At 73.6% G+C, this 12408-nt stretch carries 13 protein-coding genes; 4 read left to right on the top strand and 9 right to left on the bottom strand.

Features of this window, described 5'->3' with window-relative positions:
• Positions 1-470 (top strand): DUF4870 domain-containing protein (locus E1165_RS24495; protein ID WP_132394101.1); only part of this gene is annotated, 470 nt, incomplete at its 5' end.
• A 38-nt stretch (positions 471-508) separates the two neighbouring features.
• Here the strand turns inward: E1165_RS24495 and hemW are convergent.
• On the bottom strand, positions 509-1732 hold the full coding sequence (hemW, locus tag E1165_RS24490) for a radical SAM family heme chaperone HemW (RefSeq protein ID WP_207917028.1): 1224 nt from the start codon (positions 1730-1732) through the stop codon (positions 509-511).
• A gap of 19 nt (positions 1733-1751) precedes the next feature.
• Here hemW and E1165_RS24485 point away from each other — a divergent pair, with 19 nt between their 5' ends.
• Together E1165_RS24485 and E1165_RS24480 are read left to right on the top strand one after the other, a co-directional pair.
• Complete coding sequence (locus E1165_RS24485) at positions 1752-2552, top strand: enoyl-CoA hydratase-related protein (protein WP_132394099.1); 801 nt, start codon at positions 1752-1754, stop codon at positions 2550-2552.
• Between the two features lie 121 nt (positions 2553-2673).
• Positions 2674-3534, top strand: coding sequence for a hypothetical protein (locus tag E1165_RS24480; protein ID WP_207917029.1), 861 nt, complete (start codon positions 2674-2676; stop codon positions 3532-3534).
• A gap of 21 nt (positions 3535-3555) precedes the next feature.
• On the opposite strand, the gene E1165_RS24475 is transcribed toward E1165_RS24480, so the two are convergent.
• From E1165_RS24475 to E1165_RS24460, 4 genes are all read right to left on the bottom strand, one after another.
• Positions 3556-4200 (bottom strand): MOSC domain-containing protein, encoded by a 645-nt coding sequence (locus tag E1165_RS24475; RefSeq protein WP_132394097.1) that lies wholly within the window; start codon positions 4198-4200, stop codon positions 3556-3558.
• 228 nt (positions 4201-4428) lie between these two features.
• Positions 4429-4716, bottom strand: coding sequence for a GlsB/YeaQ/YmgE family stress response membrane protein (locus E1165_RS24470; RefSeq protein WP_132394096.1), 288 nt, complete (start codon positions 4714-4716; stop codon positions 4429-4431).
• Positions 4717-5026: 310 nt separating this feature from the next.
• Entirely contained in the window at positions 5027-6904 is a 1878-nt protein-coding gene (lepA, locus tag E1165_RS24465) for a translation elongation factor 4 (protein WP_132394095.1), read from the bottom strand.
• 151 nt (positions 6905-7055) lie between these two features.
• Positions 7056-7592, bottom strand: coding sequence for a DUF4240 domain-containing protein (locus tag E1165_RS24460; protein WP_132394094.1), 537 nt, complete (start codon positions 7590-7592; stop codon positions 7056-7058).
• 213 nt (positions 7593-7805) lie between these two features.
• On the opposite strand from E1165_RS24460, the gene rpsT reads away from it, so the two are divergent.
• A complete protein-coding gene (gene rpsT / locus E1165_RS24455) occupies positions 7806-8072 on the top strand; it encodes a 30S ribosomal protein S20 (RefSeq protein ID WP_132394093.1) in 267 nt (88 codons plus the stop codon).
• 82 nt (positions 8073-8154) lie between these two features.
• Here rpsT and E1165_RS24450 read toward each other — a convergent pair whose 3' ends face one another.
• The 4 genes from E1165_RS24450 to E1165_RS24435 all read right to left on the bottom strand — a co-directional run.
• Positions 8155-8637, bottom strand: a complete 483-nt coding sequence (locus E1165_RS24450) for a hypothetical protein (RefSeq protein WP_243704972.1) — start codon at positions 8635-8637, stop codon at positions 8155-8157.
• Positions 8634-9614, bottom strand: a complete 981-nt coding sequence (gene holA / locus E1165_RS24445) for a DNA polymerase III subunit delta (protein WP_132394102.1) — start codon at positions 9612-9614, stop codon at positions 8634-8636. The genes E1165_RS24450 and holA overlap by 4 nt, the downstream gene beginning before the upstream one ends.
• 196 nt (positions 9615-9810) lie before the next feature.
• Positions 9811-12207: a ComEC/Rec2 family competence protein gene (locus E1165_RS24440; RefSeq protein WP_132394092.1), complete on the bottom strand. Its 2397-nt coding sequence runs from the start codon at positions 12205-12207 to the stop codon at positions 9811-9813.
• Positions 12204-12408: ComEA family DNA-binding protein (locus tag E1165_RS24435; RefSeq protein WP_132394091.1), on the bottom strand; the 205-nt coding region annotated here is incomplete at its 5' end. The genes E1165_RS24435 and E1165_RS24440, both read right to left, overlap by 4 nt.

Raw genomic sequence — 12408 nt, 5'->3', positions numbered from 1 at the left:
GTGGCTATCCCCCGCCCACCGGAGACGTGCCGCCGCCGGGCGGCTATCCCCCGCCCGGGGGCTTCGATCCGAAGGGCGCCGGTTACCCGGCCGGCGGCGCGTACGGCGCCCCACCCCCGGGTTACCCCAGCGCCGAGGACAAGACCTGGGCCCTGGTGGCGCACTTCGGCGGTGCGGCCGGCATGTTCCTCGGCGGTGGCACGCTGGGCTGGCTGGCCCCGCTGATCGCGCTGCTGGCCCGGGGCAACCAGTCCCCCGCCGCCCGCGCGCACGCGGTCGCCGCGCTGAACTTCCAGATCCTCTGGTCGATCATCGCCGTGGTCGGCTGGATCCTCAGCTGCATCATCATCGGGATCTTCATCGGTTTCGCGGCCACGATCATCGGCATCATCTTCGGCGTCGTCGCCGGGCTGAAGGCCAACGAGGGGCAGCTGTACCGCTACCCGATGTCGGCCACCTTCATCAAGTGACCCCCCGACCGGCCGCTCCGGCGGCCGGTCGGTCCCGCTCAGGGCAGCAGGTCGCGCACGACGGCGTCGGCGAGCAACCGGCCGCGCAGGGTGAGCACGGCCCGACCGGCCGCGTACCGCGCCGGCTCGAGCAGGCCGTCGGCGAGCGCCCGCCGCGCACCGGCGGCCCCGGCCGGATCCAGGGCGGCCAGCGGCAGTCCGGAGGCGAGCCGCAGCCGCAGCATCACGTCCTCCGTGTGCGCCTCGCCGGCGGTGAGGATCTCCCGGGCCAGGCCGGGCGACTCGCCGGCGGCCAGCCGCTTCGCGTACGCCGTGGGGTGCTTGACGTTCCACCAGCGCACCCCACCGACGTGGCTGTGCGCGCCCGGGCCCAGCCCCCACCAGTCGGCGCCGGTCCAGTAGAGCAGGTTGTGCCGGCACCGGGCCGCCTCGCCGCGGGACCAGTTGGACACCTCGTACCAGGAGAAACCGGCCGCGTCGAGGGTGGCCTCCGCGGCCAGGTACCGGTCCGCCGCCACGTCGTCGGAGGGGTACGGCAGCTCGCCGCGACGCATCCGGGCGGCGAGCCGGGTGCCGTCCTCCACGATCAGGGCGTACGCGCTGACGTGGTCGACGCCCGCGGCGACGACCTGCGCCAGCGAGGCGGCGAAGTCCGCCGCGCTCTCCCCCGGCGTGCCGTAGATCAGGTCCAGGTTGACGTGGTCGAAGCCGGCGTCCCGGGCCTCCCCGGCGGCGGCGACGGCCCGGCCGGCGCTGTGCCGCCGGTCGAGGACCGCCAGCACTCCCGGCGCCGCCGACTGCATGCCGAGCGAGACGCGGGTGTAGCCGGCCGCCCGCAGGGCCCTCAGCGACCCGGGGGTCACCGACTCGGGGTTGGCCTCGGTGGTCACCTCGGCGTCGGCGGCCAGTCCCCAGGTGCGGTCGATGCCGTCGAGGATCCGGGCCAGGTCGTCGGCGGGCAGCAGGGTCGGGGTGCCGCCGCCGACGAAGACGGTGTCCACCCGGGGCGGCGGGGCGTCACCGAGCACCCGGGCCGCGAGCGCCAGCTCGGCGAGGACCGTGTCGGCGTACGACTCGCGGTCCGCGCCGCCGCCCAGTTCGGCCGCCGTGTACGTGTTGAAGTCGCAGTAGCCGCAGCGGCTGGCGCAGAACGGGACGTGGACGTACACGCCGAAGCCACGGGACCCCACCGCGTGCAGGGCGGTGGCGGGCAGCGACCCGTCGGCGGGGACGGTCTCACCTTCTGGAAGGACGCCGGGCATGGCCACTAGTGTGCCCGGCATGACCACTCCCGACCGCCTCGTGCGGGTCGCCACGGCCGGTGGGGTGACCACCCTCACCCTGGACAGCCCGCACAACCGCAACGCGCTCTCCACCCCGTTGATGACCGAGTTGCTGGCCGGGATCGCCGCCGCGGCCGCCGACCACACGGTCCGGGTGATCGTGCTGGACCACACGGGGCCGGTCTTCTGCTCCGGGGCGGACCTCAAGGAGACGGCTGCCGCGTACGCCAGCGGCACGGTGCCCGCCGGGATGCTCGGCGACGTGCTGGCGGCGGTCTGGGAGTGCCCGAAGCCGGTGCTGGCGAAGGTGGCCGGGCCGGCGCGGGCCGGCGGGCTGGGACTGATCGCGGCGGCAGATCTGGCGGTGTGCGCCGAGGAGGCGACGTTCGCCTTCACCGAGGTGCGGCTCGGGGTGGTCCCGGCGGTCATCTCCGCCACCGTGCTGCCGCGCCTGCTCCCACGCGCGGCGGCCGAGCTGTACCTGACCGGGGACACCTTCGACGGACGCCGGGCCGCCGAGATCGGCCTGGTGACCGCCGCGGTGCCGGCGGCCGGGCTGGACGCGGCGGTCGAGCGGTTCTGCGCCTCGCTGGTCCGGGGGGCGCCGGGAGCGCTCGCCGGGACCAAGGAACTGCTGCGCCGGCCGACCCCCGCCGACCTGCGCGCCGAGGTCGCCGCACTGTCGGCCGTCTCCACCGGTTTCTTCCTCTCCGCCGAGGGGCGCGAGGGGGTGGCCGCCTTCCGGGAGAAGCGGGACGCGGCCTGGGTGCCGGCTCCGGCGAAGGACGGGACCGACTAGCCGACCACCCAAAGGACCATCTCCGTCCCCTTTTACTCCCTTTTTTTCGGGGAAGGTGAACCGGTTGACCGACCCGATTCACCTCCGGAGGGACGTACGCTTGGGAACCCTGAAACAGGAGGTGCGGGTGCGAAATCGGGCAATCGTGGCAGCCGGTGTCGTGGTCGCGGTGGCAGCCCTGCTCGGGGTCTACGCCGTCCAGCAGTTCGGCGAGCGCCTCCGGCTTCCCCTGCTCAGCCGCACCTGCACCGTCCAGGCCGACGGCACGGTGCAGCTCGACGCCGAACAGATGGCCAACGCCGCGACGATCGCCGCGATCGGTATGCAGCGGGAGATGCCCGAACGGGCGGTGGTGGTCGCGCTGGCCACCGCGTACCAGGAATCCGGGCTGCGGAACCTCGCGCACGGCGACCGGGACTCCCTCGGCCTCTTCCAGCAGCGGCCGAGCCAGGGCTGGGGCACCCCGGAGCAGATCCAGGACCAGCGGTACGCCGCGAACCGTTTCTACGCCGCGCTCAAGAAGGTGCGCGGATGGGAGAGGATGCGGGTCACCGACGCCGCCCAGGCCGTCCAACGGTCGGCCTTCCCGACGGCGTACCAGAAGTGGGCCGACGAGTCGGAGGTGCTGACCCGGGCCCTGCTCGGCGAGGCGACCGGCGCGGTGGCCTGCACGGTGAGCAGCCGGCCGACGATGCGCGGCGAGGCCGCCGCCGCCGCGCTCACCCGGGGCCTGACGCTGGACTGGGGTCTGGCGGGCACCGTCCCGGCAGCCGAGCTGACCGGCCTCACCGTCCCGGTCGCCGACCCGCGCGCCGGCTGGCGGTACGCCCACTGGCTGGTCTCGCACGCCCCGGACCACGGGGTGAAGCGGGTCCGCTTCGGCAGGCTGGAGTGGACCGCCGAGGACGGCACCTGGGGCAAGATCGCCGATGGCCGCCCAGCCGACGGGCAGGTGCTGGCGGAGGTCTTCGCCGACCGCTGACCGCCCGCGCTCCCAAGCCGGCTAGGGGCGGGCGTCGGCCACCCGGCGGCGGACCTTCTCCAGGACCGGCCCGGGCAGGTCGGTGGCGTCGAGCAGCCGGGGCAGCAGCTCGGGCTGGAGGCTCATCGCCCGGAACACCTCACCGATGGTGACCCCGTGCGCGGGTCGGTCCACCACCTCGACCGGGTCACCGGCGCCGATCTCGCCCTCCTGGAGCACCCGCAGGTACGCCCCGGGCAGCGCCCGCTCGGTGAAGCGCCTGATCAGATCCGGCACGCCCCAGAAGCCGGCGAAGGTGGTGCACGGGGTGCGCGGCTTCGTCACCTGGAGCACGGTCGAGCCGACCACCCACCGCTCGCCGATCACCGCCCCGGTCACGTCCACGGCCCAGGTGGTGAGGTTCTCGCCGAACCCGCCGGGTCGGATCTCCCGGCCCAGCTCCGCCGACCACCACCCGGCGTCCTCCGCCGCGTACGCGTAGACCGCCTGGTCGGGACCGCCGTGGTGGGCCCGCTCTCCGATGAAGTCGCCGACGACTCCGGTGAACCGCACCGGCACGGGCCCGTCGGCCGGTCGCTTGTCGATCCCGCTGCGACCGCTCGCGTCGCCCGCCCACGCCGCCTCGGTCACCACGCCGAGGTTCACCGCCGCCACCCTGCCCGTCATGGCCGAGAGCCTAGCCGTGGCCGGCCGATCCTGTGGGCCCCCCGGGGCCGGCCTGCCCCGCCACGGCTGACCCGTCCCGTCGGGTTTCGGGCCTGAGCGGGCGGTCGGCGTCGCCCCTTCGACGTCGGGCTGTCGGCCGTTCCGGGAAGCAGGCCGTCGACCATCCGCCGTACCCGAAGCGGGCGCCCGACCGGAAGGTCGGACGCCCGCTCGACGGGTTTCGGCGGATTACCGGTGGGTGACGCTGCGGCGGCGACCGACGCCGGCCACCAGGGCCACGGCGATGGCGGCCAGCACGACCTGCACCAGCAGCTCGCCCCAGTCGATCCCGGCGGTCGCGGTGGCGATGCCCATGGCCCGCGCCAGCACCGTGCCCAGCAGGGCCGCGCCGACACCGATCAGCATGTGCAGCCACATCGGCATGTCCTGACGGCCCGGCACGACCAGGCGGCCCAGAGCGCCGATGATCAGACCAACAACGAGCGCGGTGATGATGCCCCAGACGGTGAACTCCACGGTCGCCTCCTCTGACAATCGAGTCACACGAAGTGTGTGGTTCCTGTCGTGACCGCTAAGTTCCCGAACGCCCGAAAGCGCAAACCGGAAGCACACCGCGGGCTTCGCCCGACATCGATGCGGCCGACCCACCGATGTCGTGGGCACAGTGGAACCGCAGGTCGGGGCGGCGGGAGCGGCGGTGGACGACAGCGTGCGGAAGCTGGAGAAAACCTGGCAGGGCGGCGGAGGCGGAGACCGCGGAGCCGGAAACGGCCGGCTGCTCCCCTCTCGCGGGGGCGCCGGCCGTCCCTTGTCGTGTCGACTGCGGCTACTTCTTACCGGGCGCCTTGCCGTCGCCGGAGTCGGAGGAGAGGGCGGCGATGAAGGCTTCCTGGGGAACCTCCACCCGGCCGACCATCTTCATCCGCTTCTTGCCTTCCTTCTGCCTCTCGAGCAGCTTGCGCTTCCGACTGATGTCACCGCCGTAACACTTGGCGAGGACGTCCTTGCGGATGGCGCGGATGGTCTCCCGGGCGATCACCCGGCTGCCGATGGCCGCCTGGATCGGCACCTCGAACTGCTGGCGCGGGATCAGGTTGCGCAGCTTGGCGGCGATCGTGGTGCCGTAGTTGTAGGCCTTGTCCTTGTGCACGATCGCGCTGAACGCGTCCACCGGCTCCCCGTGCAGCAGGATGTCCACCTTGACCAGGTCGGACGCCTGCTCGCCGGAGGGCTCGTAGTCCAGTGAGGCGTACCCCTTGGTCCGGCTCTTGAGCTGGTCGAAGAAATCGAAGATGATCTCCGCAAGGGGCAGCGTGTAACGCAGCTCCACCCGGTCGGCGGAGAGGTAGTCCATGCCGAGCAGGCTGCCCCGACGGCCCTGGCAGAGCTCCATCACCGCGCCGACGTAGTCGTTCGGGGTGAGCACGGTGGCGCGCACGACCGGCTCGTACACCTCGGCGATCTTGCCGGTGGGGTACTCGCTCGGGTTGGTCACCACGATCTCCTGGCCGTCCTCCGTGATGGCCCGGTAGACGACGTTGGGGGCGGTGGAGATCAGGTCGAGGTTGTACTCCCGCTCCAGCCGCTCCCGGATGATCTCCAGGTGCAGCAGGCCGAGGAAGCCGCAGCGGAAGCCGAAGCCGAGCGCGCCGGAGGTCTCCGGCTCGTAGTCCAGCGCGGCGTCGTTGAGCTTGAGCTTGTCCAGCGCCTCACGGAGGTTGGGGTAGTCGGAACCGTCGATCGGGTAGAGGCCGGAGTAGACCATCGGCTTCGGGTCCTTGTAGCCGCCCAGTGCCTCCTTCGCCGGCCGCGAGTTGATGGTGATCGTGTCACCCACCCGGGACTGGCGGACGTCCTTCACGCCGGTGATCAGGTAGCCCACCTCGCCGACGCCGAGGGCGTCGGCCTTGACCATCTCCGGGGAGATGACGCCGATCTCCAGCAGCTCGTGCACCGCGGCGGTGGACATCATCTTGATCCGGTCACGGGCGCTGATCCGCCCGTCGATCACCCGGACGTAGGTGACCACGCCCCGGTAGACGTCGTAGACCGAGTCGAAGATCATCGCCCGGGCGGGCGCGTCGGCGTCACCGACCGGCGGCACGAACTGCCGGACGATCTCGTCGAGCAGGTACGGCACCCCTTCACCGGTCTTGCCGGAGACCCTGATGCAGTCCGCCGGGTCGCCACCGATCAGGTGGGCCAACTCCTCGGCGTACTTCTCGGGTTGGGCGGCCGGCAGGTCGATCTTGTTGAGCACCGGGATGATGCGCAGGTCGTCCTCGAGCGCCAGGTAGAGGTTCGCCAGCGTCTGCGCCTCGATGCCCTGGGCGGCGTCGACCAGCAGGATCGCACCCTCGCAGGCGGCCAGCGAGCGCGACACCTCGTAGGTGAAGTCGACGTGACCGGGGGTGTCGATCATGTTGAGCACGGCGGTCTCGCCGGCCCGGTCACCCTCGCGGATCGTCCACGGCATCCGGACGGCCTGGCTCTTGATGGTGATGCCGCGCTCGCGCTCGATGTCCATCCGGTCGAGATACTGCGCGCGCATCTGCCGGGGATCGACCACGCCGGTGAGCTGCAACATCCGGTCGGCCAGGGTCGACTTCCCGTGGTCGATGTGGGCGATGATGCAGAAGTTCCTGATCCGCGCCGGGTCGGTGGCACCAGGAGCGTTCGCGCCGGGATCGAGCGTCGGTGGCACAGCGGTCCGTTCTGGTCGGCTGACGTGGACGGGCCGGCACGTCGCCGGCCCCCTCTATGCTCCCACGTCGCTGCGGACGCGATCCGATCACTCCTGGGGTGCGGGCACACCGGGTCCGTCCCGCGCCCCGGTCACCCCACCCGCGCCACGGTCACTCCGCCGGCGGCTCGACGAAGAGAGCGGCCAGTCGAGGTAGCCGGCGTCGGGCTTCACCCTCGTCGTCGAAGTCCCAGAAGTCGTCGAGGTCCGGCACCGCGACCGGGTCACGGTCCGCCGGCAGCTCGGTCGCGGTGACCTTCCGGTACGCCGCCCAGGGCACCCCCAGCATCCTCTCGCAGGCGAACTCCTCGCCGCTGAGCGCGGCGGCCCGGACCCGGGGCAGCTCCGCGAGCGAGTCGGGATCGGCGACCGCCCGCGCGAAGACCGCCCGTCCCTGGGTCATCAGCCAACCCCGGAAGTACTCGAAGCCGTCGTCGGAAACACCCCCGTTGATCAGGTACGCGGCACCCCACAGGTCGACCCTGTGCGAGGCGGCCAGCACCCGCCGCTGGTGGTGGGCGTACCCGACGATCTCCTCCGGGTCGCGCTCGGCGAGCAGCGCGACCGCACGGGCGGCGACCGCGTCGGGTTCTCCCCCGGCGCCGGCCCGTGCCCGGTCGATCAACTGCCAGAAGTCGTCGGTCCTCATGGCCTGGCAGTCTCCCAGACCCCGCTCCCGGCTCCGACCGACGCGGGAGCGGCACGGCGGGTCGCGGGTGACGGCGGCGCTCCGGCAGGGCCACGGATGGGTCGTTTTGGCTCGTCCCGGACGACCTGGTAACCTGGCTCTTCGCGCAGCGATGACGCATGCTCGTCGCGTGCACAAGCAGACCAAACCGAGCTATCAAGACGAGGCTGTCGCGTGGCGAACATCAAGTCCCAGATCAAGCGCAACCGGCAGAACGAGAAGCGCCGGCTGCGTAACAAGTCGGTCAAGTCGTCGCTGAAGACCGCCATCCGGAAGTTCCACGAGGCGGCGGAGGCTGGCGACGCCGAGAAGGCCACCGTCCTCATGCGTGAGGCGACCCGCAAGCTGGACAAGGCCGCCAGCAAGGGTGTCATCCACGCCAACCAGGCGGCGAACCGGAAGTCGGCGATCGCCAAGCGCGTCGACTCGCTCTCGGCCTGACCGAACGACCCCAGATTTGACCGGAAGCCCCGGGGGCGGCGCCCCCGGGGCTTCCGCTGTCTGCGACACCGGCAGGAGCGGCTCAGACGCCGCCGGGCTCCGTGGACCGGCGCGCCACTTCCGGCTGGCGTTGCGCTTCCTGCGATGGTCGCCGCGGGTCCGACCGGTGTTCCCACACCGGAGCGGACAGCGCCTGGACAACGACGACGCCGGCCACCGTCCGGGGCACCGGGGCCCGCCCGACCACCGGCTCCACCTGCCGACGGAACCGGTCCCTTTCCTGTTCCGGCACCAGCGCGGCCGAGCGGACCACCCGTTCGGCCACCATGTCGTTGAGCTTCACCATCATCGCCACGGCGAGGGGCAGCACCGGCACCGCCCACCAGCTCACCAGCTCGGCCAGGGCGAGCAGCACGGCGAGCGCCACGGCACCTTCGAAGAAGAGGAAGCAGAGCACCCCACCCGGGTTGACGAAGCGCAGCCCGAGCGCCCGGGCGTAGAGCGGCCGGTACCGCTCCGCCTCGATCGGCACGGTGCGCCACGCCGTCCGGGTGGGGCCGGTCACCGGGCGCCGCCCCGCCGGGCGGCGGCGACCGAGAAGACGGCCTTCTCCAGGGCGTACGCCCGGTCGTCCGCGCCGCCCTTGACCGCCGCGTTGCACTCGGCGGCGGCCCGCATCGCCTCGACCAGGCCCTCCGGGGTCCAGCCCCGGGCCCGCTGCTGCGCGTTCTTGATCTTCCAGGGGGGCATGCCGAGGCTGCCGGCCAGCTGGTACGGGTCACCCCGTCCGGCGGCGGCCACCCGGGCCACGGTACGGACCCCGTCGGCGAGGGCGTCGGCGATCGGCACCGGGTCGACTCCGACGTGCAGCGCCCAGCGCAACGCCTCCAGCGCCGCCGGGATGTCCCCGATCATCGTCGCGTCGGCCACGGTGAAGCCGGTCACCTCCACCCGGCCCTTGTAGTACCGGGCGACGGTGTCCGGGCCGATCCGCCCGTCGGTGTCGGCGAGCAACTGGGAGCAGGCGGCGGCCAGCTCGCGCAGGTCGGCGCCGACGGCCGCGATCAGCGCCTCGGCCGCGTCCTCGGTGCAGGTGCCACCGCCCCGGCGGATCTCGTCGCGGACGAAGGAGACCCGCTCGCGGTGCCCCTTGAGCTTCGCCGCGGGCACCACGTCGGCCCCGGCCGCCTTCAGCCCGTCGGCGAACGCCTTGCCCTTCGCCCCGCCCAGGTGCAGGACGACGAGCTGCACGTCCGGGTCTGGGTTCTTCGCGTACGCGAGCAGCTCGGTGACCAGATCCTTGCGGGCGTCCTGCCCGGCTCGGAGCACGAGCAGCCGGCGACCGCCGAAGAGCGAGGGGCTGAGCATCTCGGCGACCTCACCGGGGGTCAGCGTTCCCGCCTGGTACTCCCGGACGTCCACGTCGGGGTCGACGCCACGGGCCCGCGCCACGGCTTCGGTCACCGCTCGCGTGGCGAGCAGTTCCTCGTCGCCGAGAACGAGGAGAATGGGAGGAAGGCTGGCGGCGGTCACGTCGCCCATCTTGGCACGCGCCACGCACGATCGTGCCTGCTCACCGGTGGCGCTGGCGGCGCAGCCCGCACACAACGCAAATCCCGACATTTACCATCATCGCCCACCCTATGCTGTCAACCTGACTCCGGCTCCACGGCACCCACCGCGCTGGCGCGCCGACCACGGGCGCCCGGTCATCGCCGCCCCGACCACGGGCGTCCGGTCATCGCCGCCCCGGCTCCGGCCCTCGCGTCACCACCGCCAGTCCGTGTCGCCCGGTCACCACCGCCACATCCCCGTCGGTGTCCGTACGCAGCACTCTGGCCCCACCCCGTTCCAGCCGGGCCAGGATGGAGGGGCTGGGGTGGCCGTAGTCGTTGCCCGTGCCCACCGGCACCACCGCGACGGCCGGCCGGACCGCGTCCAGGAATGCCGGATCCTGGTAGGCGCTGCCGTGGTGGGCGACCTTCAGCACCTCGGCCCGCAGCGCGTCGGCCGGAAGGCGGTCCACCATGGCGCGCTGCTCCTCAATCTCGGCATCCCCCGAGAGCAGGATGCGCACCCCGCCGACGGTGACCCGGAGCACCAGGGAGTTGTTGTTCGGATCGGAGCGGGTGCCGTGCATCGGGTACGGCGGGCCGAGGATGGTCAACTCCACCGCGCCGGCCCGGTACGACCAGCCGGCCGACGCGGCCCTCGGCACCACGGTCCCGGCCGCGGCGGCGGTGACCAGATCCCGCCCGGTCGTCGGCTCGGCGAGCGCGGGCGTCACCAGCCCGCCCAGCCGACGGCCCCGCAGCACCCCGGCCACGCCGCCCACGTGGTCGATGTGGAAGTGGCTCACCACCAGCAGCGACACCTCCCGCACACCCAACCGGCGCAGGCAGCCGTCCACCGCCGACGGCTCAGGGCCGGCGTCGACCACCACGGCCCGACCGGCCGCCACCGGCAGCACCAGCGCGTCCCCCTGACCCACCGCGCAGCCCACCAGTACCCAGCCGGCCGGCGGCCACCCGCCGGCCAGGATGCGCACCGGCAGGGCGCCCAGCATCGCCGCGGCGGCGCAGACCGCCACCAGCCGCCGAACCACGGGACGTCGGGTGGCCAGCAGCAGCGCCACGGTCAGCGCGGCCAGCAACAGCGCCCCCGCCACCCCGCCGGGCCAGGGCAGGGTGCCGGCCGGCAACCGGGCGCCCACCCGGGCCACCGTCACCAGCCACCAGGCCGGCCAACTGGCCAGCCAGGCCACGAACTCGGCGGCGGCCGGCCACCACGGCGAGACGGCGGCGGCCAGTACCCCGAGCACCGTGGCCGGCGCGATGGCCGGCACCGCCAACAGGTTGGCCGGCACCGCTACCACGCTGACCGTCCCGGAGATCCCGGCCACCACGGGCCCGCAGGTGAGCTGCGCCGCCGCCGGTACGGCCAACGCCTCGGCGAGCCCCGCCGGCACGCCCCGCCGTCGCAGCGCGTCCCGCCACCCGGGAGCTACCAGCAGCAACCCCGCCGTGGCCAGGACGGAGAGCGCGAAGCCGGCGTCCCCGGCCAACTCCGGATCGAGCAACACCAGGACGGCCACCGCGGCGCTCAGTGCGGGCAGCGCGGCGCGGGGACGGCCGGCGGCGAGCGCGGCCAACCCGATCACACCCATGGTGGCCGCCCGGACCACGCTCGGCGATGGGCGCACCAACACGACGAACCCGACCAGGGCCAGCCCGCAGAGCACGGCTCCCACCCGAGGACCGGCCCGCGCCCAGCGGACGAGCAGCAGTACCGCGCCGACCACGATGGCCACGTTGGATCCGGAGACCGCGTTGAGGTGGGTCATGCCGGTGGCGCGGAAGTCCTCCTCCACGCTGGCCGGCAGCGCGCTGGTGTCCCCGACGACCAGGCCGGGCAGCAAGCCGCCCTGCTCGTCGGGGAGCGGGGCGCAGGCCCGTTGCAGACCGGAGCGGAGCGTACCGGCGGCGCGCTGGAGCCACGGCGCCCGCCCGTGCGGCACGGGCGGACCGGCCACGATGAGCACGGCGGCGGTGAGGTCCCCGCCGCGCGGCGCGGTCAGCCGCCCCTCGGCGCTGAGCCGCTGCCCCGGCAGCCGGCCCCGCCAGGCCGGGTCCGCGGCGAGCAGCAGCACCCGTACGGGGGCGGTGACCCGCCGGCCCTCGGGACCGGTGAGGTGGAGCAGGTCGGCGGGGACCAGCAGGGTCGACGGCCGCCCCGGGGCGCCCCGGACCGGACGGGGGTCGTCACGGACGACCAGTTCGGCAGTGACCCGCGCGCGCTCGTCGACCAGCGCGCGCAGCGGCGCGGCGTCCCGGACGTGCAGCCGGGCGGCCGTGGCACTGGCCCCGCAGACGACGCCGAGCAGCACGGCGACGGCGATCCAGCCGTGCCGGCGGACCGCCCCGGTCGGCCGGCCTAGCTGGCCGAGCAGGTGCGCGCCGACTGCTGCGGCGAGACCGGCGGCGATGGCGGCGAGCACTGTGGTCGTCGCGGCGGTGAGGTGCAGCCCGGCCAGGGCGGCGAGCCAGGCCGCCGCCGCCAGCCCGGCCAGCCGCAGGTCCGGGGCCTCGGGCGGGTCGACGCGGGCGGGGTCTGCCGCCGGGGTACGTCCGCTCACACCGTCACCAGGTCCTTGAGCTGCTCGTACCGGGCGTCGCCGATCCCGTCGACCTGGCGCAGGTCGCCCACCGACCGGAAGCCGCCGTGCTGGTCCCGGTGGGTCAGGATGCGCTGGGCGAGCACCGGGCCCACCCCGGGCAGCGCGTCGAGCTGGGCGAGCGTGGCGGTGTTCAGGTTGAGCCGTGCGCCGGAGCCGGTA

Source organism: Micromonospora sp. KC723, assembly GCF_004348595.1.
Classification (GTDB): domain Bacteria; phylum Actinomycetota; class Actinomycetes; order Mycobacteriales; family Micromonosporaceae; genus Micromonospora.
The sequence above is the reverse complement of the archived record's forward strand: the minus strand, read 5'-3'. Positions and strand labels throughout refer to the sequence as shown.